General features: G+C 69.8%; 25 protein-coding genes and 1 tRNA gene. 12 read left to right on the top strand and 14 right to left on the bottom strand.

The annotated features are described in order from the left end of the window. The first annotated feature begins 441 nt into the window (after positions 1–441). The 3 genes from KUM49_RS49090 (at position 442) to KUM49_RS37330 (ending at position 1,881) form a co-directional block, all read left to right on the top strand. Positions 442–981 carry a hypothetical protein gene (locus KUM49_RS49090; RefSeq protein WP_254402372.1) on the top strand — a complete coding sequence of 180 codons (540 nt, stop codon included), beginning with the start codon at positions 442–444 and terminating at the stop codon, positions 979–981. A gap of 3 nt (positions 982–984) precedes the next feature. Beyond that, entirely contained in the window at positions 985–1,323 is a 339-nt protein-coding gene (locus KUM49_RS49085; RefSeq protein WP_254402371.1) for a tyrosine-type recombinase/integrase, read from the top strand. Between the two features lie 147 nt (positions 1,324–1,470). Continuing rightward, positions 1,471–1,881, top strand: a complete 411-nt coding sequence (locus KUM49_RS37330; protein ID WP_217241411.1) for a hypothetical protein — start codon at positions 1,471–1,473, stop codon at positions 1,879–1,881. Between the two features lie 105 nt (positions 1,882–1,986). Here KUM49_RS37330 and KUM49_RS37325 read toward each other — a convergent pair. From KUM49_RS37325 to KUM49_RS37315, 3 genes are all read right to left on the bottom strand, one after another. Then, a tRNA-Pro gene (locus KUM49_RS37325) sits at positions 1,987–2,060 on the bottom strand. A gap of 34 nt (positions 2,061–2,094) precedes the next feature. Further along, positions 2,095–2,880: a Pr6Pr family membrane protein gene (locus KUM49_RS37320; protein ID WP_217241410.1), complete on the bottom strand. Its 786-nt coding sequence runs from the start codon at positions 2,878–2,880 to the stop codon at positions 2,095–2,097. Between the two features lie 177 nt (positions 2,881–3,057). Then, positions 3,058–3,984 carry a metallophosphoesterase gene (locus KUM49_RS37315; RefSeq protein WP_217241409.1) on the bottom strand — a complete coding sequence of 309 codons (927 nt, stop codon included), beginning with the start codon at positions 3,982–3,984 and terminating at the stop codon, positions 3,058–3,060. A gap of 94 nt (positions 3,985–4,078) precedes the next feature. Here KUM49_RS37315 and KUM49_RS37310 point away from each other — a divergent pair, with 94 nt between their 5' ends. Next, entirely contained in the window at positions 4,079–4,543 is a 465-nt protein-coding gene (locus KUM49_RS37310) for a GatB/YqeY domain-containing protein (RefSeq protein WP_217241408.1), read from the top strand. 148 nt (positions 4,544–4,691) lie between these two features. Here KUM49_RS37310 and KUM49_RS37305 read toward each other — a convergent pair whose 3' ends face one another. Continuing rightward, complete coding sequence (locus KUM49_RS37305) at positions 4,692–6,956, bottom strand: transglycosylase domain-containing protein (RefSeq protein WP_217241407.1); 2,265 nt, start codon at positions 6,954–6,956, stop codon at positions 4,692–4,694. Between the two features lie 408 nt (positions 6,957–7,364). Between KUM49_RS37305 and wblA the strand changes: the two genes are divergently transcribed. Further along, positions 7,365–7,703 carry a transcriptional regulator WblA gene (gene wblA, locus KUM49_RS37300; protein ID WP_217241406.1) on the top strand — a complete coding sequence of 113 codons (339 nt, stop codon included), beginning with the start codon at positions 7,365–7,367 and terminating at the stop codon, positions 7,701–7,703. 41 nt (positions 7,704–7,744) lie between these two features. Here the strand turns inward: wblA and KUM49_RS37295 are convergent, their stop codons facing one another. After that, a complete protein-coding gene (locus KUM49_RS37295; RefSeq protein WP_217241405.1) occupies positions 7,745–9,142 on the bottom strand; it encodes an ArsA family ATPase in 1,398 nt (465 codons plus the stop codon). Positions 9,143–9,178: 36 nt separating this feature from the next. After that, positions 9,179–10,156, bottom strand: coding sequence for an ArsA-related P-loop ATPase (locus tag KUM49_RS37290; RefSeq protein WP_217241404.1), 978 nt, complete (start codon positions 10,154–10,156; stop codon positions 9,179–9,181). A gap of 106 nt (positions 10,157–10,262) precedes the next feature. Here KUM49_RS37290 and KUM49_RS37285 point away from each other — a divergent pair, with 106 nt between their 5' ends. From KUM49_RS37285 to KUM49_RS37270, 4 genes are all read left to right on the top strand, one after another. After that, the gene (locus KUM49_RS37285) at positions 10,263–10,421 is read left to right on the top strand and encodes a DUF4177 domain-containing protein (RefSeq protein ID WP_020129281.1); all 159 of its coding nucleotides are present in this window, start codon (positions 10,263–10,265) and stop codon (positions 10,419–10,421) included. Continuing rightward, positions 10,418–10,885: a RidA family protein gene (locus KUM49_RS37280; protein ID WP_217241403.1), complete on the top strand. Its 468-nt coding sequence runs from the start codon at positions 10,418–10,420 to the stop codon at positions 10,883–10,885. The genes KUM49_RS37285 and KUM49_RS37280 overlap by 4 nt, the downstream gene beginning before the upstream one ends. Positions 10,886–11,175: 290 nt before the next feature. Then, positions 11,176–12,057, top strand: coding sequence for an NUDIX domain-containing protein (locus tag KUM49_RS37275; protein WP_217241402.1), 882 nt, complete (start codon positions 11,176–11,178; stop codon positions 12,055–12,057). Then, entirely contained in the window at positions 12,054–12,884 is an 831-nt protein-coding gene (locus KUM49_RS37270) for an MBL fold metallo-hydrolase (protein WP_217241401.1), read from the top strand. The genes KUM49_RS37275 and KUM49_RS37270 overlap by 4 nt, the downstream gene beginning before the upstream one ends. On the opposite strand, the gene KUM49_RS37265 is transcribed toward KUM49_RS37270, so the two are convergent. Continuing rightward, the gene (locus tag KUM49_RS37265; RefSeq protein ID WP_217241400.1) at positions 12,881–13,720 is read right to left on the bottom strand and encodes a nucleotidyltransferase domain-containing protein; all 840 of its coding nucleotides are present in this window, start codon (positions 13,718–13,720) and stop codon (positions 12,881–12,883) included. The two genes, KUM49_RS37270 and KUM49_RS37265, sit on opposite strands and share 4 nt — an antisense overlap. A gap of 126 nt (positions 13,721–13,846) precedes the next feature. Continuing rightward, positions 13,847–14,521 (bottom strand): Crp/Fnr family transcriptional regulator, encoded by a 675-nt coding sequence (locus KUM49_RS37260; RefSeq protein ID WP_030043265.1) that lies wholly within the window; start codon positions 14,519–14,521, stop codon positions 13,847–13,849. Positions 14,522–14,857: 336 nt separating this feature from the next. On the opposite strand from KUM49_RS37260, the gene nth reads away from it, so the two are divergent. From nth to KUM49_RS37245, 3 genes are all read left to right on the top strand, one after another. Then, complete coding sequence (gene nth / locus KUM49_RS37255; protein WP_308406929.1) at positions 14,858–15,682, top strand: endonuclease III; 825 nt, start codon at positions 14,858–14,860, stop codon at positions 15,680–15,682. 88 nt (positions 15,683–15,770) lie between these two features. Further along, the gene (locus KUM49_RS37250) at positions 15,771–16,472 is read left to right on the top strand and encodes a CoA pyrophosphatase (RefSeq protein WP_217241454.1); all 702 of its coding nucleotides are present in this window, start codon (positions 15,771–15,773) and stop codon (positions 16,470–16,472) included. Positions 16,473–16,520: 48 nt separating this feature from the next. Beyond that, the gene (locus KUM49_RS37245) at positions 16,521–17,720 is read left to right on the top strand and encodes a MarP family serine protease (RefSeq protein WP_217241399.1); all 1,200 of its coding nucleotides are present in this window, start codon (positions 16,521–16,523) and stop codon (positions 17,718–17,720) included. A 62-nt stretch (positions 17,721–17,782) separates the two neighbouring features. Here KUM49_RS37245 and KUM49_RS49080 read toward each other — a convergent pair whose 3' ends face one another. The 6 genes from KUM49_RS49080 to KUM49_RS37220 all read right to left on the bottom strand — a co-directional run bounded on the left by KUM49_RS49080 (position 17,783) and on the right by KUM49_RS37220 (position 26,072). Beyond that, positions 17,783–17,965, bottom strand: coding sequence for a hypothetical protein (locus tag KUM49_RS49080; protein ID WP_254402370.1), 183 nt, complete (start codon positions 17,963–17,965; stop codon positions 17,783–17,785). 141 nt (positions 17,966–18,106) lie between these two features. Continuing rightward, positions 18,107–19,045, bottom strand: a complete 939-nt coding sequence (locus tag KUM49_RS37240; RefSeq protein WP_217241398.1) for an alpha/beta fold hydrolase — start codon at positions 19,043–19,045, stop codon at positions 18,107–18,109. Beyond that, a complete protein-coding gene (locus KUM49_RS37235; RefSeq protein WP_217241397.1) occupies positions 19,042–19,536 on the bottom strand; it encodes a phage holin family protein in 495 nt (164 codons plus the stop codon). The genes KUM49_RS37240 and KUM49_RS37235 overlap by 4 nt, the downstream gene beginning before the upstream one ends. A gap of 63 nt (positions 19,537–19,599) precedes the next feature. Then, positions 19,600–21,036, bottom strand: a complete 1,437-nt coding sequence (gene nhaA / locus KUM49_RS37230) for a Na+/H+ antiporter NhaA (RefSeq protein WP_217241396.1) — start codon at positions 21,034–21,036, stop codon at positions 19,600–19,602. Between the two features lie 174 nt (positions 21,037–21,210). After that, positions 21,211–23,172 carry an acetate--CoA ligase gene (gene acs, locus KUM49_RS37225; RefSeq protein WP_217241395.1) on the bottom strand — a complete coding sequence of 654 codons (1,962 nt, stop codon included), beginning with the start codon at positions 23,170–23,172 and terminating at the stop codon, positions 21,211–21,213. Positions 23,173–23,678: 506 nt separating this feature from the next. Beyond that, the gene (locus KUM49_RS37220) at positions 23,679–26,072 is read right to left on the bottom strand and encodes a bifunctional SulP family inorganic anion transporter/carbonic anhydrase (protein ID WP_217241394.1); all 2,394 of its coding nucleotides are present in this window, start codon (positions 26,070–26,072) and stop codon (positions 23,679–23,681) included. Positions 26,073–26,289 lie beyond the last annotated feature (217 nt).

Genomic DNA, 26,289 nt, shown 5'->3' with positions numbered 1-26,289 from the left:
CGGGGGGGGGGGGGGGGGGGGGGGGGGGCCGGAGGACACGATGGTGCTGCGGCGGTGAGGGGCCCTGCGGAGGCCCGCCGCGGCCACCTTCGAACCGGCGTGTGTCATCCGCCGACTCGCTTCTGATCCTCAAGGAGGCACATTCCCGTGCTGATCACTCTTCGTGGTGATCAGCACTGTCTGCTCCGGGATGGTCGCCCTGTATGAAGGTTGCCCGCGGTCACGGACACCCCCACAGGAGACGATCCCCATGACCAAGACCATGCGCGCACGTCTTGCGCGCGGTTCTTCGGCCGCTCTGGCGGCTCGAGCAATCGCCGCCCCTTGTCCAAGGTGACCTCGACCTGCCGGCCGACTACACCGTGGCCGATGCGGTGAACGACTTTCTGGAGCGCGGGCTGAAGGGGACGTGACGCCCAGACCGTCAGCAAGAACTGCGCGATGGCGAACAAGCACCTGATCCCGTTCATCGGCAAAGCCAAGCTGAAGGAACTCAGCGCGGATGACGTCGACGACTGGTTGGACGACAGGGCCGAATTCCTCGCGACGCGGAGCCTGCGGGACCTGCTCGCCATCCTGCGCCGCTCCATTGCGCACGCTCAGCGCCGGGACAAGGCCGCGCGGAACGTCGCCCTACTTGTCACCGCACCCGAGGGGCGCCCCGGTCGTCCGAGTAAGGCACTGAACCTGGAGCAGGCGAAAGCCGTGCTCATCGCCGCGCGCCCGTCACGGCTGTACGCCTACCTCGTGCTCTCGCTCCTCAGTGGCGTACGCACGGAAGAGGCGCGGCCCCTCACCTGGGATCACGTCTTCCTGGAGATAAAGGACGGCATTCCGCCGCACGTCGCTGTGTGGCGTTCCGTGCGCAAGCACGGCGAAACCAAGACCAGGAAGAGCCGCCGGACCATCGCTCTGCCGAAGCAGGTGGTCGACGTCCTCAAAGAGCACATGCGATGGCAGAAGCAGGAACGGGCATCGTGAGGGATGGAGTGGAGCGCCACGGGGCGGGTCTTCACGACCCGGACCGGCGAGCCGCTCGACGCGGCCAACGTCCGGCGAGACTTCAAGGCCATCGTGAAGCGGGCCGGACTGAAGCCTGAGTGGACGCCGAGGGGGCTCCGGCACAGCTTCGTGTCGATCCTGTCGGACAACGGTGTCCCGCTGGAGACCATCGCCCTCTTGGTCGGTCACAGCAGCCAGGCCACCACAGAGGCTGTCTACCGGAAACAGCTCCGGCCCGTGATCACGCAGGGGGCCGAAGCGATGGATCACATCTTCGCCGATAGCCGCGAAGGGGACGCTCTCGGGTCTGTCGTCGACTGATTTCGGGTAGATGACGGTCCGGTGCAGGGGGCGCTGACCAGTGCGCCAGGTGGGTGAGCGCACATTGCCACGGGGGGTGCTGTGGATCCGCAAGGCTGGTGGGGGTTGCTGCTACAGGGTGCTGTTTCCGCGGTGGTGGGAGGTGTCGTGGCTGCGCTAACCGCCTGGGGGGTCGTATCAGCAACGCATAGACACCAGCAGCGGGCCGCGCTGCTAGCGGAAGCCCGCCGGGCGGCGATAGAGCTGTTTCACCTTGCCGGGGGATACCTCAGCATGTTGGAGAGGGCCCGTGAGGATCAGAGCGGTCCTGTCCCCAACACGGAGGGACACGACTGGCTCGTTGCTGCCACCGGCGTGGAGATCGCGATGTTCTCATTGCCCGGCGACATCGGGCGCCGGATTTCGAACGACATCGGAGAAGCGCGCCGCGCCCTCGAAACGCTCAACAGCGCTGAGCATCGTGAGACAGGAGCCATCACAGCAGGGCTGCGCTGCGTACAGACCCTGGTCGACGATCTAGCTGACTGGCTCATGGAGGGGAGACATCTAAGCGCCTAGGGGGACTGGTCGAAGGGCTTGATCCACTTCCTTTGGCCCCCTGTTTGGCCCCCCGAGCACGGCAGAGGCCCATTCGCGATCACGCGAATGGGCCTCTGACCCGCGTCGGGGTGGCGGGATTTGAACCCACGACCTCTTCGTCCCGAACGAAGCGCGCTGCCAAGCTGCGCTACACCCCGATTGTCGCTGCTCGTCGCGGCGACGTCGTTTACTTTAGCCCACCGGTGGCTGGAGACGAAATCCGGTTTTCGCGCGGTGGCGGACCGGGTTCGGGCGGGCGTGGTCGAGGGCCACGAGGAGGACGGCGAGGGCGTAGAAGGAGAGGCCGAGGAGGAGGGCGTTGGCCAGGATGCTCTTGTAGCCGTGGAGGTCGACGTCCAGGAACGGGTAGAGGTAGCGGCCCGGGGTGCCCGGTGGGATCAGTTCGCCGCGGGTCAGGGAGAAGAGCAGGTAGGCCAGGGGGTAGAGGAGCCACGTGGTGGCCTGGCGCAGGTGGAGGCGGCCGGGTGGGGTCAGGAGAAGCCAGTCCAGGAGGGCTGCGAGGGGGACCACCGTGTGCAGGACCTGGTTGGTGATCGCGTGCCAGCCGGAATGGGTGGCCGCCTCGCCCGAGAGGGAGAACGGGCTCGTCCCGTTCGCCAGGAGCAGGTGGTACACCAGGCCCGTGATCGTGACGTAGAGGAGGGCCGCGCCCGTCAGGGCGGACGGCAGGGGGTGGCGGGCCGACCATGCCCGGCGGGCCGAGAACACCATGACCAGCGCCAGTAGGACGCTGCTCTGGATCGTGAAGTGGCTCAGGATCCGGATCGGGCTGCCGAGGAGCAGGTCGATCGTCACGGCCGTGGCCGCCACCAGGGCGACGAGCAGGCGGTAGACGGCGGCCAGGGGTCGGCGTACGCGGGGCACCACCGCCGTGGCGGGGACGGGCGAGGGCAGCAGCGCGGGCACACCCGGGATTGCGGGCAGGTCCGGGATGTCCCTGGGTATCGGGGCGGTCATGCCCTCACGCTAGGAAGGGTGGACAAAAGGGGCGATACGGGTGGTCCGTGTGGGTTAACCTCCGCCGGCTCCGCTCAGTATCAGTAGCGGGACTACTCCCGCACCCCACGCCAAACAGCGGGACTACTCACGCCGCCCCATCGCGACAGCGGGGCTACCCCCCACCACCCAGCAGGACTACTCCCGCCCCACCAACGTCAACAACGTCACCTCCGGCGGGCACGCGAACCGCACCGGTGTGTAGCGGTTCGTGCCGCAGCCCGCTGAGACGTGGAGGTACGCGGTACGGCCCTCCGCCGTGTGCGTGGACAGGCCCTTCACGCGGTCCGTGTCCAGGTCGCAGTTGGTGACGAACGCGCCGTAGAAGGGGAGGCAGAGCTGGCCGCCGTGGGTGTGGCCGGCCAGGACCAGGGGGTAGCCGTCGGCCGTGAAGGAGTCGAGCACGCGGAGGTACGGCGCGTGCACCACGCCCATCGAGAAGTCGGCGCCGCCGGACGGGCCGCCCGCCACCTGCGTGTAGCGGTCCCGCTTGATGTGCGGGTCGTCGAGGCCGGTCAGCTCGATCGAGGCGCCCTCGATCTTCAGCGTGCCCCTGGTGTTGGTGAGGTTCAGCCAGCCCGCGCCGTCGAAGGCGTCCCGCAGGTCCTCCCACGGGTTGTGGATCGCGTTGACGGCGGGCGCGTTGCCGTTCAGACCGTGGCGGCCCTGGGCCTTCTCGAACAAGTACCGGGCGGGGTTGCGGAGTTTGGGGCCGTAGTAGTCGTTGGAGCCGAAGACGTACGCGCCCGGGAACTCCAGCAGCGGACCGAGGGCGTCCAGTACCTCCGGCACGCCCTCCGGGTCGGAGAGGTTGTCGCCCGTGTTGATCACGAAGTCCGGGCGCAGCCCTGCCAGCGAACGCAGCCAGCGCTGTTTCTTGCGCTGGCCGCCGACCATGTGGATGTCGGAGACCTGGAGCACGCGCAGTGGGCGCATCCCGGCGGGGAGGACGGGGACGGTCACCCGTCGGAGGCGGAAGGAGCGGGCCTCGAAGCCCGCCGCGTACACCAGACCGGCGGTGCCTGCCGCCACGATTCCCAGGGGTACTCCATATCGCGAGCGCATACGTCCATCGTGTCAGACCCGGCGCGTGCCCCGTGCCCGACCGCCCGTTAAATGAACGGGCGTACGGGATGCGACACCTGCGACAATCACGCTCATGACCACCCTCAAGTCGAAGTTGCAGGAAGACCTCAACGCCGCGATCAAGGGGCGCGACGAGCTCCGCTCCTCGACGCTCCGGCTGACGCTCACCGCGATCACCAAGGAGGAGGTCGCGGGCAAGACCAAGCGCGAGCTCTCCGACGACGAAGTGCAGAAGGTGATCACCCGCGAGGCGAAGAAGCGCCGCGAGGCCGCGGACGCGTTCGCGCAGGGTGGTCGTGCCGAGTCGGCCGAGCGGGAGAAGGCGGAGGGCGAGGTGCTCGCCGCGTACCTGCCCCAGCAGCTCGGCGACGAGGAGCTGGACGCCATCGTCGCCCAGGCCGTCGAGGAGGCGAAGGCGGCGGGCGCCGAGGGGCCGCGGGCCATGGGCGCCGTCATGAAGATCGTGAACCCGAAGGTCGCGGGCCAGGCCGAGGGCGGGCGCGTCGCCGCCGCGGTCAAGAAGCTCCTGGCGGGCTGATCGCCCCGGGGCAGACCGCCGGCGGCCGCGCACCCCGGGCTGAGAAGCGGTCTCCCCACCTCCTCCCACATCACGAACGGCCCCTTTCTCCCGTACGACATCAGTCCGTACGGGAGAAAGGGGCCGCCCCCGTTCTCAGCCCACCGCGTCAGTCGCGGCCGCCGTTCCCGTTTCCGTTGCCCTGGAAGAAGCCCTCCGGGATGGAGAAGGTGGGATCCGGGAAGGTGCCGCCGCCGTCGGTGGCTCCTTCGTCGCCGTTGTCCCCGTCGTTGTCGCCGTTTCCGTTCCCGTTGCCGTTTCCGTTGCCATTCCCGTTTCCGTCGCCGTCACCGCGGTCCTTGGGGGGGTCCGGGATGCTGACGAGGTTGAAGGACTCCGTCTTCTTGCCCTCCAGGGCGCCGGTCATGGCGTCCTTCCAGATCGGGCCCGGGACCTCGCCGCCGTAGACGAGCGGGCGGTAGACGCCGCCGATCGTGATGTTCTTCATCTTGACCTTCTGGGTGGCACTGCCGACCCAGACGGCGCCCGACATGTTCGGCGTGTAGCCGACGAACCAGGCGTTCCGCCGCTCGTCGGTCGTACCCGTCTTACCGGCGCTCTGGCGGTCGGTGAGGCCGGCCTGCTGACCCGTACCGGAGTCGACCACGCCGCGCAGGAGCGTGTTGACCGTGTCCGCGGTCTTCTCGCTCATCGCCCGCGAGCACGTGGACTTCGGCACCTCCATCGACTTCTGCTCGTCGCCGATCTTCTGCGTGATCGACTCGATGGCGACCGGCGAGCAGTACATGCCCCGGGAGGCGAAGGCGGCGTACGCGCTCGCCATCGTCAGCGGGGAGAGGCCGATCGAGCCGAGGGCGATCGAGGGCGTCTCGGGGATCTTGTCGCCGTTGCCCTGCCGGACGTGCAGCTTGTCGGTCACGTTGACCACCGGGCACAGGCCGATGTCGGAGATCATCTGCACGAAGTAGGTGTTGACCGACTTCGCCATGGCCTCCTTCAGCCGGTACGGGCCGACCTCCGACTCGGTCTCGTTCTCCAGCTTCTCGCCGCGCCTGTTGGTCCACGGACTGCTGTCGCACGTCTGGACCGGGCTCGGGTACTCCATCTCGTACGGCGACGAGTACTCCTGCGTCGGCGGCCGGCCCTCCTCCAGGGCGGCCGCCGCCACGAACGGCTTGAACGTCGAACCGGTCGGGAAGCCGAAGTTGGAGCCGCCGTAGGCCGCGTCGACCGAGTAGTTGTACTCGGTCTCGTTCTTGCCGTAGCCGTACGGCTTCGACTGGCCCATCCCGACGATCTTGCCGGTGCCGGGCTCGACGAGGGTGGCCGCCGCGGCGACCTTGTCGCTCTGGTTGACGTGGTCCTTGAGCGAAGCCTCGACGGAGCTCTGCGCCTGCGGGTCGAGGGTCGTACGGATCGTCAGACCGCCCTGGTTCCAGACCTTCGCCCGCTCCTCGCGGGACTTGCCGAACACCGGGTCGCTGAGGAAGACCCGCTCCACGTACTTGCAGAAGAAGCTGGCGCCCTGGACGGCCGTGATGCAGCCGTTCTTGGGCTGGCTGATCTTGAGGCCGAGCGGCTGCTCCATGGCCTTGGAGGCCTCGGTCTGGGAGACGTCGCCGACCTCGGCCATGCGCCGCAGCACGGTGTTGCGGCGCTTGGTGGCCTCGGTCTCGTCGTTGATCGGGTCGTACCGGCTGGGCGACTGGACGATGCCGGCGAGGAGGGCCGACTCCTGGAGGTTGAGGTTCTTCGCGGACTTCGAGAAGTAGCGCTGGGCCGCGGCCTCGACGCCGTAGGCCTGCTGGCCGAAGAACGTGATGTTCAGGTAGTTCTCGAGGATCTTCTTCTTGCCCAGTTCCTCTTCGACCTGGATCGCGTACTTCAGTTCCTTGATCTTGCGGCCGAGGGTCTGCTGGGTGGCCTGCGCGACCTTCGTCGGGTCGTTGCCGGCCTCCTCGACGAAGACGTTCTTCACGTACTGCTGGGTGAGCGTCGAGGCGCCCTCCGAGACTCCGCCGGCCTGCGCGTTCTTGTTGAGGGCGCGCAGGACGCCCTTCAGGTCGATCGCGCCGTGCTGGTAGAAGCGCGAGTCCTCGATCGCGACGATCGCCTTCTGCATGTACGGCGAGACGTTCTTGAGGCCGACCACCGTGCGGTCGCGCGAGTAGACGGTGGCGAGCTGGCCGCCGTCGGCGTCGAGGATGGTCGTGCGCTGGCTCAGCGGCGGTGTCTTCAGATTGGCCGGGAGCTCGTCGAAGCTCTCCACCGACCCCTTGGCCGCAAGACCCAGCGCACCGGCCGCGGGCAGCGCGATGCCGGCCATGACAGCTCCCGCGAGCACACTGACACCGAGGAATTTGGCGGCCTGCTGCGTGGAGGACAGACCACCGCCCGAGCGCTTGTTTGGCATAGGGGCAGCCTACGTTCTCATTCGCCGGACACGCGTATATGCCTTGGCCTAAGCTGCTCTCAACTGTCACAGCCGTAGGGCTACGTATCAATACGTCCGGCGACCCCGAATCGTTCCGGAGGTTCCCCGACTTTTTTGACGGGGACGTGTCCGAATCCACCTCGTGTGTCACCTGGTGCCCGTTGTGACGCAACATAACTGTCCTGGTTTGCCGGAACAGTCATGTATGTCGCGGGCTCACTCCCCCGGGTGATCTGCCGCTTACCCATAGTCCGTTCGGGCCATTCAAGATTGGGCCCGAAGGGGGTGTTGCGCTGTGCCCACCTTCCGTAACGTCCTCAACTGGCGGCGGTGAATATGCCGCTGCCGCCGTGGGGGAGCCTCGATTCGGGAGAGGACGGCGCCGGTATGGGCTGGGTAGTCGACTGGAGTGCGCAGGCGGCCTGCCGCACTACCGATCCGGATGAACTGTTCGTTCAAGGAGCAGCGCAGAACAGGGCCAAGGCGGTGTGCACCGGATGCCCAGTGCGCACGGAGTGCCTCGCCGACGCGCTCGACAACCGCGTCGAGTTCGGCGTGTGGGGAGGAATGACGGAGCGGGAGCGCCGCGCACTGCTGCGCAGGCGGCCCACGGTCACTTCATGGCGCCGGCTCCTTGAGACCGCGCGTACGGAATACGAGCGGGGGGTCGGCATCCTGCCCCTCGACGACGACGAGGTGTACGAGAGCTACGCGGCGGTGAGCTGAGGGCAGCGCCCTCGGGCATCGGAATCGCACGCGTCGGTATCTCAGGCACCGGCAGCGGGCTCGGGCAGCTCCTGGTGGGCAGCCGCGAGCCGGTTTCCGATGTCCCGCAGCCCGGTCAGGTCGTGCACGTCGCCGGGCAGCGCGGCCACTTCGGTCACCGCCACCTCCGGGTGGAGCGCGGTGAAGCGGTCACGCGTGCGCTGCTCGCGGAAGAGCAGCCGCATGCGTTCGGCATGCAGCCTCAGCAGGCCTGCGGTGAGTTGCTGGACGGACATCTCCTGGTCACTGTCCTGCGTGGGTTCCGTGTCCTGCGTGACTTCCGTGTCCTGCGGGGTGGCGGGGGAGCCTTCGTCAGGAGCCGGATGGTGCGAGGCGGGAGACTCCGTAGCGGGAGACTCTGAACTGCCGTATGTGTCGGGAGAGTTACGAAGACCAGCTTTCCCGTCCCCCTGATCCACAATGCGAGGCTCTTCAAGATTTTCCGCGGCGGCGAGCGCGCGCTCGGCCGACAGCCGGTCGGCGCCGCTGCCATGGACCCGGTTGAGCACCAGGCCCGCGAGCGGCATGTCCTCGGCCGCCAGCCGCTCCACGAAGTACGCGGCCTCGCGCAGTGCGTCCCGCTCCGGGGCCGCGACCACCAGGAACGCCGTTCCGGGCGCCTGGAGCAGCTTGTACGTCGCGTCCGCGCGCGTGCGGAAGCCGCCGAACATCGAGTCCATCGCCGCCACGAAGGTCTGTACGTCCTTCAGCAGTTGGCCGCCGAGCAGCTTGCCGAGGGCGCCGGTCATCATCGACATGCCGACGTTCAGGAACTTCATCCCCGCGCGGCCGCCGACCTTCGCCGGCGCCAGCAGGACACGGATCAGCTTGCCGTCGAGGAACGAACCGAGCCGCTTCGGCGCGTCCAGGAAGTCGAGCGCGGAGCGGGACGGGGGCGTGTCGACGACGATCAGGTCCCACTCGTCCCTGGCGCGGAGTTGTCCCAGCTTCTCCATCGCCATGTACTCCTGCGTGCCCGCGAAGCCCGCCGAAAGCGACTGGTAGAAGGGGTTGTTGAGGATCGCCGACGCCCGGTCGGCGTCCGCGTGCGCCTCGACGATCTCGTCGAACGTGCGCTTCATGTCGAGCATCATCGCGTGCAGCTCGCCGTCGCCCTCCACGCCCTTCACCCGGCGCGGGGTGTTGTCGAGCGAGTCGATGCCCATCGACTGGGCGAGCCGGCGGGCCGGGTCGATGGTGAGGACGACCACCTTGCGGCCGCGCTCGGCGGCGCGCAGGCCGAGGGCCGCCGCGGTGGTCGTCTTGCCGACGCCGCCCGAGCCGCAGCACACGATGATGCGGGTCTTCGGGTCGTCGAGCAGGGGGTCGACGTCGAGTACGCGCGCGGGGGAGAGCTGGTGACGGGTGCCCTCCTGGGCGAGGGCCGGATCCTTGCTCATGACATCCCCTTGTTCACGACATCCCCTGATTCCGGCTCATGACAGCCCCTGTTCGCGCAGCTCGGCCGCGAGTTCGTACAGGCCCGCCAGGTCCATGCCCTCGGCGAGCAGCGGCAGTTCGTGCAGCGGCAGGCCCAGCTCGCCCAGTGCGGCCCGCTGTTCGTGCTCCAGCGCGTACCGCTCGCCGTACTCCGCGGCTTGCTGCAGCAGCGGGTCCACCAGCCGCTCGGCGTGCCCGCCGCGGCGCGCCCCGCCGAGTCCGGCCGCCGACAGCGACTGGGCCACGGCCGTACGCGGCACGCTCCGTACGAGTTCCAGTTCGGCCGCGTCCAACACCTCGGGCCGCACCATGTTCACGATGATCCGCCCCACCGGCAGCCGCGCCGACCGCAGCTCGGTGATGCCGTCCGCGGTCTCCTGGACGGGCATCTCCTCAAGCAGCGTCACCAGGTGCACGGACGTCTCCGGCGACTTCAGCACCCGCATCACTGCCTGCGCCTGGTTGTGTATCGGACCGATCTTGGCGAGGCCCGCGACCTCGTCGTTGACGTTCAGGAAGCGGGTGATGCGGCCGGTGGGCGGGGCGTCCATGACGACGTAGTCGTACGCGAACCGGCCGCTCCTGTCCTTCCGGCGCACCGCCTCGCACGCCTTGCCGGTCAGGAGTACGTCCCTGAGGCCGGGCGCGACGGTGGTCGCGAAGTCGATCGCGCCGAGCTTCTTCAGGGCTCTTCCGGCGCTGCCCAGTTTGTAGAACATCTGGAGGTAGTCCAGAAGGGCCAGTTCGGGGTCGATGGCCAGGGCATACACCTCCCCGCCCCCTGGAGCGACGGCGATCTTTCGCTCCTCATAAGGCAGCGTCTCCGTTTCGAAGAGCTGCGCGATGCCCTGCCGGCCCTCGACCTCGACGAGAAGCGTCCGCTTCCCCTCGGTCGCGAGGGCCAACGCGAGGGCGGCGGCGACCGTCGTCTTTCCGGTCCCGCCCTTGCCGCTGACGACCTGGAGCCTGCTCACGTATTCGAGCGTAACCAGTCCGTGCGCGGGCTAAGCGGGAGGCTGTGGACAACCTGGGTGCGGTCGGCCGTCCGACCGGTGTGTCGCAGCGGCTAAAGTCGCCCACATGACCAAGTGGGAATACGCAACCGTGCCTCTGCTCGTCCACGCCACGAAGCAGATTCTGGACACCTGGGGCGAGGACGGCTGGGAGCTCGTCCAGGTCGTGCCCGGGCCGAACAACCCCGAGCAGCTGGTGGCCTACCTGAAGCGGGCCAAGGCGTGAGCTCGGTCGAGGCGCGGCTGGCCGAGCTGGGGCTGACGCTTCCTGAGGTCGTGCCGCCGCTCGCGGCGTACCAGCCGGCCGTGCAGTCCGGTGTGTACGTCTACACCTCCGGCCAGCTGCCGATGGTGGAGGGCAAGCTTCCGGTCACCGGCAAGGTGGGTGCGGAGGTCACGGCCGAGGAGGCCAAGGAGCTGGCGCGCATCTGCGCGCTGAACGCTCTGGCCGCCGTGAAGTCCGTCGCGGGTGATCTGGACCGGGTGGCGCGTGTGGTGAAGGTGGTCGGCTTCGTGGCGTCCGCCTCCGACTTCACGGGGCAGCCGGGTGTCGTCAACGGCGCGAGTGAGCTGTTGGGCGAGGTGCTGGGCGACAAGGGTGTGCACGCGCGGAGTGCGGTGGGTGTGGCGGTGCTGCCGTTGGACGCGCCGGTGGAGGTTGAGGTTCAGGTGGAGCTGACCGGGGTGTAGGCCGGGTGCGCGTCGCGCCTTGTGTTTGGTGGGGGTCGGCGCCGTGTCGGGGGGTGTCCGTCCTCGGAACGGCGCGGAATCGGTTGGCCATCGAGGTGCTCGCGTTGACGCGCCAACCGTGTCGGGCGGACACCCCCCGACACGGCCCCTTGCCGCCGTACGCGGGTGCGGGTGCGTACCTCCGCCTCTCGGCCGACTGAGTCGGGTGGTGGGTGGCACAGCCCCCAAGGGTGGGTGCAGCGGTGCTGGTCGCTCTCGAACATCCGCGCGTCAGGAGATAGCCTCCGGCCATGGGTAACGGGCAGTGGTATCCACCGGAGTGGCCCGAGCGTATCCGTGCCCTGGCGGATGGCACGCTTACGCCGGTCGGTCCCAAGCGTGCGGCCACCGTGATGCTTCTGAAGGACACAGACGCCGGCATCGCCGTGCACATGCTGCGCAGACGGGCCTCCATGGCGTTCGCCGGGGGTGCGTACGCGTATCCGGGCGGCGGTGTGGATCCCCGTGACGACGACCGGCACGTCCGGTGGGCGGGCCCCACGCGCGCGTGGTGGGCGGACAGGCTCGGCGTGGACGAGACTGCGGCCCAGGCGATCGTCTGTGCGGCCGTGAGGGAGACGTACGAGGAGGCGGGGGTCCTTCTCGCCGGACCGGCCCCGGAGTCCGTGGTCGGCGACACCACGGGCCCGGACTGGGAGGCGGACCGGGCCGCCCTGGTCGACCGTGAGCTGTCCTTCGCCGAGTTCCTGGACCGGCGGGGGCTGGTGCTGCGTTCGGATCTGCTGGGTGCCTGGACGCGCTGGATCACCCCAGAGTTCGAAGCCCGGCGCTATGACACGTGGTTCTTCGTCGCCGCCCTCCCGGAGGGCCAGCGCACGCGCAACGCCTCCACGGAGGCCGACCGCACGGTGTGGATCCGGCCCGAGGACGCGGCAGGCTCGTACGACAAGGGCGAGCTGTTGATGATGCCGCCGACGATCGCGACGCTGCGCCAGCTGGTGGCGTTCGGCAGCGCCGCCGAGGCACTCGCCGGGGCGCCGGAGCGTGATCTGGCGCCCGTCCTGGCGCGGGCCCGCCTCGAGAAGGGCGAGATCGTGCTGTCCTGGCCGGGGCACGACGAGTTCACCAAGCGCATTCCGACCGACCTCCCGACCGGTGGAGCCCCCGCATGACGGACGCAGCAGCCCTTCCCGGCCGGCCACGGGGCGCGGTCCTGTCCGGTCCCGCCACCGCGCGCGCCGTCAACGTCCTCGCGCCGAACCCCTCCGCGATGACCTTGGACGGCACCAACACCTGGATCGTGGCGGAGCCCGACTCCGAGCTGGCCGTCGTGATCGATCCGGGTCCCCTGGACGACGGCCATCTGCGCAATGTCGTCGACCTGGCGGACAAGGCCGGCAAGCGCGTCGCCCTCACCCTCCTCACCCACGGCCACCCCGACCACGCGGCCGGCGCCGCCCGCTTCGCCGAGCTGACCGGGACGAACGTGCGCGCGCTGGACCCGGCGCTGCGGCTGGGGGAGGAAGGGCTGGGCGCCGGGGACGTGATCCGGGTCGGCGGCCTGGAGCTGAGGGTCGTACCGACTCCCGGGCACACCGCGGACTCGCTGTGCTTCCATCTCCCGGCCGATCAGGCGGTCCTGACCGGTGACACCATCCTGGGCCGCGGTACGACCGTCGTGGCGCACCCGGACGGCCGTCTCGGCGACTACCTGGACTCCCTGCGGCGCCTCAGGTCGCTCACGGTCGACGACGGGGTCCACACGGTGCTTCCCGGGCACGGGCCCGTCCTGGAGGACGCCCAGGGCGCCGTCGAGTTCTACCTCGCCCACCGCGCCCACCGCCTCGCCCAGGTCGAGACGGCCGTGGAGGACGGCTACCGGACCCCGTCCGAGGTCGTCGCCCACGTGTACGCCGACGTGGAGCGCTCGCTGTGGCCGGCGGCGGAGCTGTCGGTGCGGGCGCAGATGGAGTACCTGGAGGAGCACGGGCTCATCTAGGGCCGGGGAGCTTTGACGCCGTGCACGCGCGCGTACTCCCCGGTGAGCCACGGCCCCAGGTCGTCCACGTACGAACGCAGGGCGGCCGGGTCGCCGCTCGGCTCGTACCCGAGGACGGCCGCCGAGCGCATCTGGTCGGCCCGCTCGGGGTAGTACGCGCCGAACACCTCCGCCATCTCCCTCAGGTCGCTCGTCCAGCCGTTCCAGCGGGGCATGACGAGTGTGAAGCCGGTGCGGACGAGGTGCCGGGACATGAAGCGTACGAGGGGGCGTCGCGCCTCGTCGGTGTCGGCCGTGGCGGCGATCCGCTCGCGCCAGCGGGCGAGGAACAGTGCCAGGTCTCCGTTGGTCTCCCGGGCGAGCAGGGAGTCGGGCCGGTAGCGCGGCAGGTACTCGGCGAGGTCGTCGCCGAGCAGCGGGGTGCACAGGCAGGCGATGAACCACCCCAGGTCGTACCTCTCCAGGTCGCTCAACGCTTGCTCCTGGCTGACCAGTAGCGTCCCGCCCCCGTCGATCTGCGGGAATTCCTTGTCGAGGGTCTCGTCGATGGTGCGGGCGTCGGCCCGGTCGGCGTCGGTGGGCTCCGCGCGCAGCGCGATCAGCAGGTCGAGGTCACTGCGCCCCACGCGCGCGGTGCCGCGCGGGATCGACCCGTAGAGGTACGCGCTGTGCAGCCGGGCCCCGAAGGCGTCCAGCAGACGGTCGCGGACGGCGGCGACCACGGGGCGGAAGGCGGGCGGGACGCGTCCGAGGGAGCCCTCGCGGGCGATGAAGCCCTGTGCGTCGAGCCCTCGGGAGGGTTGCCCTTCGGCGGGGAGCGGGGCGGTTTCGGCCATGGGGCCACTGTGCCGTGAAGAGGGCGGCCCGAGCCGCTCATTTACGGGGCGCGGTTTCCGGCAGTCATGACAACGGCCCCGCCTCACCAGAGAGGAGACGGGGCCCGTCGTCGTATGCCTTGGGGTCTAGCGCGAGCGCTTGGCGAGCCGCTCCACGTCCAGGAGGATCACGGCCCGTGCCTCGAGGCGGAGCCAGCCGCGGCCCGCGAAGTCGGCCAGCGCCTTGTTCACGGTCTCGCGGGACGCGCCGACCAGCTGGGCCAGCTCCTCCTGCGTGAGGTCGTGGACGACGTGGATGCCCTCCTCGGACTGCACGCCGAAGCGGCGGGAGAGGTCCAGGAGCGCGCGGGCCACGCGGCCGGGGACGTCCGAGAAGACCAGGTCGGACATCGCGTCGTTGGTGCGCCGCAGGCGGCGGGCGACGGCGCGCAGGAGCGCGGTGGCCACCTCGGGCCGGACGTTCAGCCAGGGCTGGAGGTCGCCGTGGCCTAGGCCCAGCAGCTTGACCTCGGTCAGCGCGGTGGCGGTCGCCGTGCGCGGGCCCGGGTCGAAGAGGGACAGCTCCCCGATGAGCTCGCCGGGGCCGACGACGGCCAGCATGTTCTCGCGGCCGTCGGGGGAGGTGCGGTGGAGCTTCACCTTGCCCTCGGTGACGACGTAGAGCCGATCTCCCGGGTCGCCCTCGTGGAACAGGGAGTCACCACGCGCGAGGGTCACCTCACTCATGGAGGCGCGCAGTTCCGCGGACTGCTCGTCATCGAGCGCCGCGAAGAGCGGGTTGCGCCGCAGAACGTCGTCCACGAGTTCTCTCCTTGTCGACCTGCTCAGGGGATCTTGCTCCCCTGCGTACCAGGGGTCCGTGTTCCCCATTTTGCCGGACGTTCCAAACAGTGTGATCTGTCACAAGGATGCCGCACAGGTGTCCCGGGGTAAGCGGCAGGGGTCCAATTGGGGGCTGATCCTCTGGGTCCGGGGCGGGATGTCAGTGCCGGGCTCTAGGCTGACCGGGTGTCCAAATCGCCGGTGAGAGCACAGGCCAAGGGGGCTGGGCGGGTGGTTGTACGTCGAGATTCCGCCGTGGGCGAACAGAACCCTGCCGGTGGAAAGAAAACGGCAAAAGCGACAAAGAAGGTTGCGGTGAAAGCGGTGGCTCCGACCGGCCCGGTGCAGGCGAATCCGGTGAAGAAGAGCGAGTCGCGTACCGCCCTGGTCCGCCGGGCCCGCCGAATCAACCGCGAGCTCGCCGAGGTCTATCCGTACGCCCATCCCGAGCTGGACTTCGAGAACCCCTTCCAACTGGTCCTCGCCACGGTTCTGTCCGCCCAGACCACCGACCTCCGGGTCAACCAGACCACCCCCGCCCTCTTCGCCAAGTACCCCACTCCGGAGGACCTGGCCGCGGCCAACCCGGAGGAGGTCGAGGAGATCCTGCGCCCGACCGGTTTCTTCCGGGCCAAGACCAGGTCGGTGATAGGGCTGTCCAAGGCCCTGGTGGAGCAGTTCGGGGGAGAGGTTCCCGGGCGGCTCGAAGACCTCGTCAAGCTGCCCGGCGTCGGCCGCAAGACCGCCTTCGTCGTCCTGGGCAACGCGTTCGGGCGGCCCGGCATCACCGTGGACACGCACTTCCAGCGGCTGGTGCGGCGCTGGCAGTGGACCGAGCAGACCGAGCCCGAGAAGATCGAGGCCGCCGTCGGCGCGCTCTTCCCCAAGAGCGACTGGACGATGCTCTCGCACCACGTGATCTTCCACGGTCGCCGTATCTGCCACGCCCGCAAGCCGGCCTGCGGTGCCTGCCCGATCGCCCCGCTCTGCCCGGCGTACGGCGAGGGCGAGACGGATCCCGAGAAGGCGAAGAAACTCCTCAAGTACGAGAAGGGTGGCTTCCCCGGCCAGCGTCTGAAGCCCCCGCAGGCATATCTGGACGCGGGCGGGAAACCCGCGCCGCCGCTGGAGGCAGGGTGACACGCCCTCGGACTTGCCTCTGGGCACGTTCCCAGGAACGACCTCGGGGTCGCCGGGCGTTGGGTCGAGCAGGACGACGGGGGTGGCGATGACGCGGGCGAGCAATACACAGGGCGGTTCGGTGACGCTCAGCAAGGAGGGCCTGCCGGCCTGGCTCGATCCGGTGGTGCACGCGGTGGAGACGGTCGAGCCGCTGCAGCTCAGCCGCTTCCTGCCGCCCAAGGACGGCGCGGGACGGCAGTCCGCCGTCCTGGTCCTCTTCGGCGACGGGGACGGCGAGCGCGGCCCCGAGCTGCTGCTCATGGAGCGGGCGAGCTCGCTGCGCTCCCACGCCGGCCAGCCCTCCTTCCCCGGCGGCGCGCTCGATCCGGAGGACGGCGACCCGAAGGGCGACGGGCCCCTGCGGGCCGCCCTGCGCGAGGCCGAGGAGGAGACCGGGCTCGACCCGGCCGGCGTCCAGCTCTTCGGCGTGCTGCCCAAGCTGTACATCCCGGTCAGCGGCTTCGTCGTGACCCCGGTGCTGGGCTGGTGGCGCGAGCCGAGCCCGGTGGCGGTGGTGGATCCGAACGAGACCGCGCGGGTCTTCACCGTCCCCGTGGCGGATCTCACGGATCCCGGCAACCGCGCGACCGCCGTGCACCCCAGCGGCCACCGGGGTCCGGCATTTCTGGTCGAATCAGCCCTGGTGTGGGGCTTCACGGCGGGAATCATCGACCGGCTGCTCCACTACTCGGGCTGGGAACGGCCGTGGGACCGCGAGAAGCAGGTCCCTCTCGACTGGCGCGCATGACAGGGTGTCTGCCGTGCTGTGCAAAGTGATGAGGCGAGGCTCGAACCGGTGAACGTGCTGGACATCCTGTTGCTGCTCGCCGCCGTCTGGTTCGCGATCGTCGGCTACCGCCAAGGCTTCGTCGTCGGCATCCTGTCGGTGATCGGCTTCCTCGGTGGCGGTCTCGTGGCCGTGTACCTGCTGCCCGTCGTCTGGGACGCGCTCACCGACAACGCGGAGGTCAGTACGACCGCCGCCGTCGTCGCGGTCGTCGTCGTCATCGTCTGCGCCTCCGTCGGCCAGGCCCTGACCACTCACCTCGGCAACAAGCTGCGCCGGTACATCACCTGGTCCCCGGCCCGCGCCCTGGACGCGACGGGCGGGGCCCTCGTCAACGTCGTCGCGATGCTCCTGGTCGCCTGGCTGATCGGCTCCGCCCTCGCGCAGACCACGCTGCCGACGCTGGGCAAGGAGGTCCGCAGTTCCAAGGTGCTGCTGGGCGTGTCGGAGGCGCTGCCCAGTCAGGCGGACACCTGGTTCAAGGACTTCACCTCGGTCCTCGCGCAGAACGGCTTCCCGCAGGTCTTCAGCCCGTTCTCCAACGAGCCGATCAAGGAGGTCCGGCCCCCGGACCCGGCCCTCGCCAACAGCGCCGTCGCCACCCGCGCCCAGCGCTCCATCGTCAAGGTCATGGGCACCGCCCAGAGTTGCGGCAAGGTCCTGGAGGGCACCGGCTTCGTCTTCGGCAGCCGCCGCGTCATGACCAACGCGCATGTCGTCGGAGGCGTGGACGAGCCCACCGTCCAGATAGGCGGCGAGGGCAAGAAGTACGACGCGACGGTCGTCCTCTACGACTGGGAGCGCGACATCGCCGTACTCGACGTACCGGACCTGAGCGCACCCGCGCTGAAGTTCACCACCGAGGACGCGAGCAGCGGGGACGGCGCGATCGTCGCCGGGTTCCCGGAGAACGGGGCGTACGACGTCCGTGCCGCGCGCGTGCGCGGGCGCCTCACGGCCAGCGGCCCGGACATCTACCACCGCAGCACCGTGCGCCGCGACGTGTACTCGCTGTTCGCGACCGTCCGCCAGGGCAACTCCGGAGGCCCGCTGCTCACCCCCGAAGGGAAGGTGTACGGCGTGGTCTTCGCGAAGTCCCTCGACGACGCCGACACCGGGTACGCGCTCACCGCGGACGAGATCCAGGAGGACATCGCCAAGGGGCGCGCCGCGAACCAGCAGGTGGACAGCGACAGCTGCGCGCTCTGACCCCGGGGTTTCGGGAAGGCCCGAGTCCCGGGTTCAGAAGGGGTGCAGAAAAAAGGGGAGCGTCAGCCTCGCGGATGACGCAGGCGTACCGAGACCCAGCGGGCTCGGCGGCGCAGAATGCGCGGAATGCCCACCCTCAGGTCCGTGCCCGCCATATGCGGGGGACCGCCTCGCTGGTGGGAGCCCAGGCCGCTGCCCGAGCGTCGATTGCGTGCTGCGTCACTGTAGTCGTGCGTCCAGCCCATACCCCGACGTCTGCCCCTGCCCCAAGGTCGATAACCGCCCTCAGGCCCCCCAATTGGCCTATGCGCCGGGCAAGTGGCCGTTCGTAGGACACGTGTTCAGGCCCGGACGCCCAGGTCCGGATACCGGGCGCATCGGCACGGTCACCGATCGGGTTCGGGGTCCTTCAGCCAGTTGATGAGTTCGGTGGAAAAGGCCATCGGGTCCTCTTCGTGCGGGAAGTGCCCCAGGCCGTCGAACAGCCGCCACCGGTACGGCGCTTCGACGTACTCACCGGAGCCGGCCGCGCTCCGCGTCCGCATCACCGGGTCGAGCGAGCCGTGCAGGTGCAGGGTCGGCACCCGCACCGGCCGCTTCATCCGCCGGTTGAACTGGATGCCGTCGGGACGCGCCATCGACCGCACCATCCAGCGGTACGGCTCGATCGAGCAGTGCGCGGTGGAGGGGATGCAGATCGCGCGGCGGTACGCGTCCACCGCGTCGTCGTCCGGCAGGCGCGGGCCCGACCAGTCCCGGATGAGACGCGCGACGAGCGCGCCGTCGTCGGCGGTGAGCTGCCGCTCGGGGATCCACGGCCGCTGGAATCCCCAGATGTAGGAGCCCGCGGACGTCTGCTTGACGTCCGACAGCATCGCCGAGCGCCAGCGCCGGGGGTGTGGCATCGAGGCGACCGCGAGCCGCCTCACGAGCTTCGGGCGCATCGCGGCCGCCGTCCACGCCAGGTAGCCGCCCAGGTCGTGGCCGACCAGCGCGGCGTCCGGCTCGCCCAGGGAACGGATCACGCCGGTGATGTCGAGGGCGAGGTTGGCCGGGTCGTAGCCGCGCGGGGTGCGGTCGCTGCCGCCGACACCGCGCAGGTCCATGGCGACGGCCCGGAAGCCCGCGTCGGCGAGCGCGGGCAACTGGTGCCGCCAGGTCCACCAGAACTGGGGGAAGCCGTGCAGCAGCAGCACCAGCGGCCCGTCGCCCATCTCCGCGATGTGGAAGCGCGCGCCGTTGGCGGCGACCTCCCGGTGCGTCCAGGGGCCGTCCGGTCGTACGACCGAGGCCGGCTGGGACGAGGGTGTCGCGGGATCCGTCATGAGGATGAGCGTGCCACAGCCTCGATGGCCTTGGCGTCCGGGAGCCCGTCCTCCAGGGCCGCCGGGCGCGGGTGCGGCTTGGCGTTCTGCAGGACGTTCGCCGACTCCTTCATCGAGGCGGCGACCTTCTGCGGGCCCTTGCTCTTCTTGGCCTTCTTCGCGAAGACCATGCCGATCAGTGCGAGGACGAGCGCGACGAGCACGTTCGCCGCGAAGGAGAGCAGGAAGCAGACCGCGAGGTTCCAGTCGCTCCACGTGCGGATTCCGTACGCGAGCGCGAAGTTCAGCATCGGCAGCGAGAAGAGCAGGATCGCCCCGGCCACCGTGAACGCGCCGCCGCTCGTCGCCCCGCGTTTGACGTCGCGCTTGAGCTGAGACTTGGCCAGCGCGATCTCGTCGTGCACCAGCGCGGACATCTCGGTCGTCGCCGAGGCGAACAGCTGGCCGATGCTGCGTTCGGCGCCGACCGGGCTGCCGTCGGGTGCGCTCATCGCGTTCTCCCTTTTCTGCTGTGTGCCTGACTGGGAACGGTTCTTCTGTGCCGTCCCGTCAGATCATGCCGGACGACCGTCCTGATCGCCTGCCCCGCCCGTCACTTCGGCAAGCGCGTGGCGTTCGGCGGCCTTCACTTCGGCGAGCCGGCGGTGCTCGGCGGCCTTGCGGTCGTGGATCGCGGCCATCCGCAGGTGGTACTCCGGCTCGTCCTCCTCGTAGATGTCCGGGATCCCGTCGAGGTCCTCGTCGCGCTCCTCGGCCTCGTACAGGCGCCGGTACTTGGCGTTCCGTACCTTCAGCAGCACGGTCGCCAGCACGGCCGCGATGACGGACCCGGTGAGTACGGCGGCCTTGACCTCGTCCGTCAGCGTCGCGTTGCCGTCGAAGGCGAGCTCGCCGATGAGCAGCGACACGGTGAACCCGATGCCGGCCAGGGTGGCCACGGCGAACACGTCGGCCCACTCCAGGTCGTCGCTGAGCGAGGCCCGGGTGAAGCGGGCCGTCAGCCAGGTTCCGCCGAAGATGCCGACCGCCTTGCCGACCACAAGACCGAGGACCACCCCGAGCGTCTCCGGCTTGGTGAACACGTCGCCCAGCGCGCCCCCGGAGAGCGAGACACCCGCGCTGAACAGGGCGAACAGCGGTACGGCCAACCCGGCCGAGAGCGGACGTACGAGATGTTCGATGTGCTCGCCGGGGGAGTGCTCCTCACCCTCGCGGGTCGTGCAGCGCAGCATCAGGCCCATCGCGACGCCCGCGATCGTGGCGTGGATGCCGCTGTTGTACATCAGCGCCCAGATCACGAGCGCGAGCGGGATGTACACGTACCAGCCGCGTACGCCCTTGCGCAGCAGCAGCCAGAAGACGGCGAGGCCGACGACCGCGCCGGCGAGCGCGGCGAAGTCGAGGCTGTCGGTGAAGAAGACCGCGATGATCAGGATCGCGAAGAGGTCGTCGACCACGGCGAGGGTGAGCAGGAACGCGCGCAGGGCGCTCGGCAGGGACGTGCCGATGACGGCGAGCACGGCGAGTGCGAAGGCGATGTCGGTGGCGGTGGGCACGGCCCAGCCCTGCAGTGAGCCGCCGCCGGTGACGTTGGTGAGCAGGTAGACGAGCGCCGGTACGGCCATCCCGCACAGGGCCGCCACCACGGGCAGCGCGGCCGCCTTGGGGTCCTTGAGGTCGCCGGCGACCAGTTCGCGCTTGAGCTCGATGCCGGCGACGAAGAAGAAGACCGCGAGGAGTCCGTCGGCCGCCCAGTGCGCGATCGACAGGTTCAGGCCGAGGGTCGCGGGGCCGAGGTGGAAGTGGCTGACGCTCTCGTAGCTGTCGTGGCCCGCCGGCACGTTCGCCCACACCAGCGCGGTGACCGCGGAGACGAGCAGCAGGACACCGCCGACGGTCTCGGTGCGCAGCGCGTTCGCGACGAAGGTCCGCTCGGGCAGGGAGAGCCGGCCGAAGGCCTTGCGGGGGGTGGTGGGGCGGGGCGCGGTCACGGGGGGAGGCCTCCGGTCGGTGGGCAGCATCGAGCACGTTGCCGACCAGACTTCCCGGCGCACCTATGTGGTTGTTTTACCTAAAATGCACGGGGAGGAATCCGGTGGATCTCCATGTTAGGTGCGTCAGGGGCACCCGGCGCGCTTGTCGCCGGGCGCCCCTGACGGCTGTCCTCAGTCCTCGCCGGGAGCCGCGGGCAGCTTCGCCTGGATGAGGTCCATGACGGTGGAGTCCGTCAGAGTCGTCACGTCACCGAGCTTGCGGTTCTCGGCGACGTCCCGCAGCAGACGCCGCATGATCTTGCCGGAACGGGTCTTCGGCAGCTCGGCCACCGGCAGGACCCGCTTCGGCTTGGCGATCGGGCCGAGGGTGGCGCCGACGTGGTTGCGCAGGTCGGCGACGAGGTTCTCGTCCTCGGCGTTCGCCGTGCCGCGCAGGATCACGAAGGCCACGATCGCCTGACCGGTCGTCTCGTCCGCCGCGCCGACGACGGCCGCCTCGGCGACCGACGGGTGGGAGACGAGGGCCGACTCGACCTCGGTGGTGGAGATGTTGTGGCCCGACACGAGCATCACGTCGTCCACCCGGCCCAGCAGCCAGATGTCGCCGTCGTCGTCCTTCTTCGCGCCGTCGCCGGCGAAGTACTTGCTCTCGAAACGCGACCAGTACGTGTCGAGGAACCGCTGGTCGTCGCCCCAGATGGTGCGCAGCATCGACGGCCACGGCTCGGTGAGGACGAGATAACCGCCCCCGCCGTTCGGCACTTCCCGGGCCTCGTCGTCGACGACGGTCGCGGAGATGCCGGGCAGCGGCGTCTGCGCGGAACCGGGCTTGGTCGCGGTGACACCGGGCAGCGGCGAGATCATCATCGCGCCGGTCTCGGTCTGCCACCAGGTGTCGACGACGGGCGTCCTGTCGGCCCCGATGTGCTTGCGGTACCACATCCAGGCCTCGGGGTTGATGGGCTCACCCACGGAGCCGAGGATCCGCAAGGAGGACAGATCGAACTTCGCGGGGATGTCGTCGCCCCACTTCATGAACGTACGGATCGCCGTGGGCGCGGTGTACAGGATGGTCACCCCGTACTTCTGCACGATCTCCCAGAACCGGCCCTGGTGCGGGGTGTCCGGCGTGCCCTCGTACATGACCTGCGTGGCGCCGTTCGCGAGCGGGCCGTAGACGATGTAGGAGTGCCCGGTGACCCAGCCGACGTCGGCGGTGCACCAGTAGACGTCGGTCTCCGGCTTGAGGTCGAAGACGGCGTGGTGGGTGTAGGCGGTCTGCGTGAGGTAGCCGCCGGAGGTGTGCAGAATGCCCTTCGGCTTACCCGTCGTACCGGACGTGTACAGGATGAACAGCGGGTGCTCGGCGTTGAACGCCTCAGGCGTGTGCTCGGTGGACTGCCGGTCGACGATCTCGTGCCACCACACGTCGCGCGCGTCGTTCCAGGCGACCTCCTGGCCGGTACGACGGACCACGAGCACGTGCTCGACGTTGTCCACCCGGGCGACCGCGTCGTCGACGGCCGGCTTGAGGGCCGACGGCTTGCCGCGCCGCCAGCCGCCGTCGGTCGTGATGACGACCTTGGCGTCGGCGTCCTGGATACGGGTCGCGAGCGCGTCCGCCGAGAAGCCGCCGAAGACGACGGAGTGCGCGGCGCCGATCCGGGCGCACGCGAGCATCGCGATCGCCGTCTCCGGAATCATCGGCATGTAGACGGCGACCCGGTCGCCCTTGTGAACGCCCAGCTCCAGCAGGGCGTTCGCGGCCTTGGAGACCTCGTCCTTGAGCTCGGCGTAGGTGACGGCGCGGCTGTCGCCGGGCTCGCCCTCGAAGTGGATGGCGACCCGGTCGCCGTTCCCGGCCTCCACATGGCGGTCCACGCAGTTGTAGGCCACATTGAGCTCGCCGTCCTTGAACCACTTGGCGAACGGCGGGTTCGACCAGTCCAGCGTCTCGGTCGGCTCGGTGGCCCAGGTCAGCCGGCGGGCCTGCTCGGCCCAGAAGCCGAGCCTGTCAGCCTTGGCCTGCTCATACGCCTCCGCGGTGACGTTGGCGTTGGCCGCCAGGTCCGCGGGGGGTGCGAACCTGCGCTCCTCACGAAGCAGGTTGGAGAGGGAGGAATTCTCGCTCACTGTCCCATCTCCTCCCTCAGCAGGTTGGCCAGGCTTTCGTTGCTCACGACATCTCCCATTCTCAGGGTTGTCCGCTGTGTCCCAGGCCACAGCTCATCAGACCCGGGGGCCCGGTGACAAGGGTCGACGGAAAATTGGTTTAGACCTGTGCGTGCGGTGGTGTACGTCGGTTTCGGCGGCCGGGCTCATTCGTACCCACGGACGACGACCGGGCAGAGTTCAGCACCTGTAACGCCTTTCACACTCCGGCCCGAGTACAGGGGAAGCGCCGGGGAGGAGAGGGGAAGAAGGACAAGTGCGCGCGGTGACATCTTGTTGTGGCCCGGCCCGGCCCGGCCTGTCGCCGACGCCCACACCGTCGCCGATGGGGCGGCGAAGTTTCCCCGCGGTTCTGAAGCAGCACCGCCGTCAGGGCGAGAGCAGGCCCTGCGAACCGGAGCCCCTGCCCCAGGGCGCGCCGCGGGCGGGCGGATCAGCCCGCCCGCCCGCAAAGCGCCCCCCTCGCGTCACACCGGCACATCCGCCGCCCGCACATGGTCGAACACCTCGTCCGCGCCCGTTCCGGTGAGCAGGTACGCCTGGGCCTCTCCCACGTGGAAGTACATCCCGTGCAGTTCCAGCGCCCCTTCTCGCCGGGCCCGCACCACCGACTCGTGGGCGGACAGATGCTCCAACTGCTGGACCACGTTGGTCAGACAGAGCTGCTCGACCGCGTCGGCGGGTTCCCGTCCGGACAGCCGGGCCCACGGCCGGTCGTCGCCGGCCATGCGCTCAAGGCTCGGCAGCCCGTGCCGCAGCCACCGCTTGAGCGGCGTCCGGGCGCCGCCGGGCTCGGAGTTGAGCAGCGCCTGCATCGCCCCGCATCCGGAGTGCCCGCACACCGTGATGGAGCGCACCTTCAGCACATCCACCGCGTACTCGATCGCGGCCGCCACCGAGTCGTCGCCGCTCTCCTGGCCGGGCAGTGGAACGAGGTTGCCCACGTTGCGCACCACGAAGAGATCGCCCGGACCACTGGAGGTGATCATCGAGGTGACGAGGCGTGAGTCCGCGCAGGTGAGGAAGAGCTGGGACGGCCGCTGGCCCTCACGCGCCAGCCGGGCCAGCTCACCCCGCACGTGCGGGGCGGTGTGGCGCTGGAACGCGCTGATGCCACGCGCCAGATCGTGACCGCTCGCCGCACCGGGCGCGCCGGCTCTGCCCGCATGCCCCTCGTGGGGTGGCGAGGGCTGCGGGCGGTCGCACTGGTGGTTGCGCCACGGTGTCCAGGGGCGACAGCGGCAGCCGGCGGCGCCGGTGGCCGACTCGGCCTCTGCGGCCTCGGCCGTGAGATCGGCCGCGCTTCCCGGCTCGCCGGTCCGGACCCCGGCGCGGCGGCCGGTGAGCTCGACGGAGCCGCCTCGCGCGGTGTGCGTGTTCTGCCAGTCCTGCAGAGACTCGTACGCCGCATGGTCCATGAACGACCCGCCCAACTCCACCACGACCTGGGCGCCTTGGGGCACGAGATGCAGGGCCCGGCTGAGCCGGGGCACCGCGAGAAACGTCAGCTGTCCTCGTACGTGTACGTGATGGACTCCTTCCCTCTCTTCGTGCGTGATGTGGGTGCGCGTGAGGCGGTGCAGGGCGACGGCGACGGCCACGGCGATGCCGAGCGCGACGCCCTCCAGGACGCCGAGGATGACCACGCCGAGCGTGGTGACGGCGTACACCGGCACTTCTCGGTGGCGGGTCACCGTGCGGATGTGGTGCAGGGACACCATCTGGATGCCGACGGCCATCACCAGGGCGGCGAGTGAGGCGAGCGGGATGAGCTCCAGGATCGGGACCATCAGCAACGCGGCGACTACTACGAGAACGCCGTGCAACATCGTGGAGTTCCGGCTGACGGCACCGGCGTGGACATTGGCCGAACTGCGCACGGCGACGCCCGCGACGGGAAGTCCCCCGAGCGAACCGGAGACGATGTTGGCGGCGCCCTGCCCGAGCAGTTCGCGGTCCAGGTCGGAGCGGCCGACGCCGGCGGGCAGGCCGGGGCGGCCGGCCACCAGCTTGTCCACGGCGACCGCGCCGAGCAACGACTGCACACTGCACACCAGCGTGGTGGTGAGCACGGCGGCGACCAGACCGAGCACCGGCCCCTCGGGAAGTCCGGCCAGGGCGTGGCTGCGCCAGGACGGCAGGTCGACCTTGGGCAGGGTGAGCCCGGCGAGCGAGGCGGCGGCGGAGGCCCCGGCGACGGCGACGAGCGCGGCCGGGATCCTGCGGAGCAGGCGCCCTGCCCGGCCGGGGATCCGGGGCCAGAGCAAGAGCAGGACCAGGGTCAGCGCGCTCACCGACACGGCGGCCGGATGCAGGCCCGCCAACTGGGCGGGCAGCGCACGCACGTTGTCGAGGACGGAGCTCTGCGGGGTGCCGCCGAGAACGATGTGCAACTGGGCGACGGCGATGGTGACGCCGATGCCGGCGAGCATGCCGTGCACGATCGCGGGGCTGACGGCGAGGGCGCCGCGGGCCACGCGCAGGCAGCCGAGGCCGAGTTGGGCGAGGCCCGCCAGGACGGTGATGGCGCAGGTCGTCCGCCAGCCGTAGCGCTGGATGAGGTCGGCGGTGACCACGGTCAGCCCGGCGGCCGGGCCGCTGACCTGGAGCGGGGCGCCGCCGAGCCGGCCGGCGACGATGCCTCCGACAGCGGCGGCGACGAGTCCGGCCTGCAGGGGCGCACCGGTGGCGAGGGCGATGCCGAGGGACAGGGGCAGGGCGATCAGGAAGACCGCGATCGAGGCCGACACGTCGGCGCCCGCGACACGGAAGCGGCGGGAGGGGGGCGGCGGGTCGTGGGGTTGTCGAATGCTCTCCGGCCGAATCGAGTCGGCGGCGCGAGTGGGGACGCAGGCTGACATTTTTTTCCCGTCTCCTCCGGGGCAGCGCGGTCGCGATCTGGTGGTCCCCCGATGGCGGGGGGTCGGGTCGGCGGCCGTGGGTCACGGCGTGCAGCGGCGGGATGAACTAACACTCAGTAACGGATCGTAATGCAGAGTAAAGAGCGAGCATAGACTTTGCTGGCAAATGGGTGAATAGGTAACTCCGGAGAGTGAAGTGGCTCTTTGATCGGCTGGT

The sequence above is a fragment of the Streptomyces sp. AC555_RSS877 genome (genome assembly GCF_019049245.1).
Taxonomy (GTDB): Bacteria; Actinomycetota; Actinomycetes; order Streptomycetales; family Streptomycetaceae; genus Streptomyces.
This window is presented reverse-complemented; position numbering and strand designations above follow the sequence as displayed.

What these genes read in the sequence shown, in the direction of transcription:
- KUM49_RS49090 (WP_254402372.1), top strand. Translation starts at nt 442, where the DNA reads ATGGCGAACAAGCACCTGATCCCGTTCATCGGCAAAGCCAAGCTGAAG.
- KUM49_RS49085 (WP_254402371.1), top strand. Translation starts at nt 985, where the DNA reads ATGGAGTGGAGCGCCACGGGGCGGGTCTTCACGACCCGGACCGGCGAG.
- KUM49_RS37320 (WP_217241410.1), bottom strand. Translation starts at nt 2,880, where the DNA reads ATGACCGCCCCGATACCCAGGGACATCCCGGACCTGCCCGCAATCCCG.
- KUM49_RS37315 (WP_217241409.1), bottom strand. Translation starts at nt 3,984, where the DNA reads ATGCGCTCGCGATATGGAGTACCCCTGGGAATCGTGGCGGCAGGCACC.
- KUM49_RS37310 (WP_217241408.1), top strand. Translation starts at nt 4,079, where the DNA reads ATGACCACCCTCAAGTCGAAGTTGCAGGAAGACCTCAACGCCGCGATC.
- KUM49_RS37305 (WP_217241407.1), bottom strand. Translation starts at nt 6,956, where the DNA reads ATGCCAAACAAGCGCTCGGGCGGTGGTCTGTCCTCCACGCAGCAGGCC.
- wblA (WP_217241406.1), top strand. Translation starts at nt 7,365, where the DNA reads ATGGGCTGGGTAGTCGACTGGAGTGCGCAGGCGGCCTGCCGCACTACC.
- KUM49_RS37295 (WP_217241405.1), bottom strand. Translation starts at nt 9,142, where the DNA reads ATGAGCAAGGATCCGGCCCTCGCCCAGGAGGGCACCCGTCACCAGCTC.
- KUM49_RS37285 (WP_020129281.1), top strand. Translation starts at nt 10,263, where the DNA reads ATGACCAAGTGGGAATACGCAACCGTGCCTCTGCTCGTCCACGCCACG.
- KUM49_RS37275 (WP_217241402.1), top strand. Translation starts at nt 11,176, where the DNA reads ATGGGTAACGGGCAGTGGTATCCACCGGAGTGGCCCGAGCGTATCCGT.
- KUM49_RS37270 (WP_217241401.1), top strand. Translation starts at nt 12,054, where the DNA reads ATGACGGACGCAGCAGCCCTTCCCGGCCGGCCACGGGGCGCGGTCCTG.
- KUM49_RS37265 (WP_217241400.1), bottom strand. Translation starts at nt 13,720, where the DNA reads ATGGCCGAAACCGCCCCGCTCCCCGCCGAAGGGCAACCCTCCCGAGGG.
- KUM49_RS37250 (WP_217241454.1), top strand. Translation starts at nt 15,771, where the DNA reads ATGACGCGGGCGAGCAATACACAGGGCGGTTCGGTGACGCTCAGCAAG.
- KUM49_RS49080 (WP_254402370.1), bottom strand. Translation starts at nt 17,965, where the DNA reads ATGGGCTGGACGCACGACTACAGTGACGCAGCACGCAATCGACGCTCG.
- KUM49_RS37240 (WP_217241398.1), bottom strand. Translation starts at nt 19,045, where the DNA reads ATGACGGATCCCGCGACACCCTCGTCCCAGCCGGCCTCGGTCGTACGA.
- KUM49_RS37235 (WP_217241397.1), bottom strand. Translation starts at nt 19,536, where the DNA reads ATGAGCGCACCCGACGGCAGCCCGGTCGGCGCCGAACGCAGCATCGGC.
- KUM49_RS37220 (WP_217241394.1), bottom strand. Translation starts at nt 26,072, where the DNA reads ATGTCAGCCTGCGTCCCCACTCGCGCCGCCGACTCGATTCGGCCGGAG.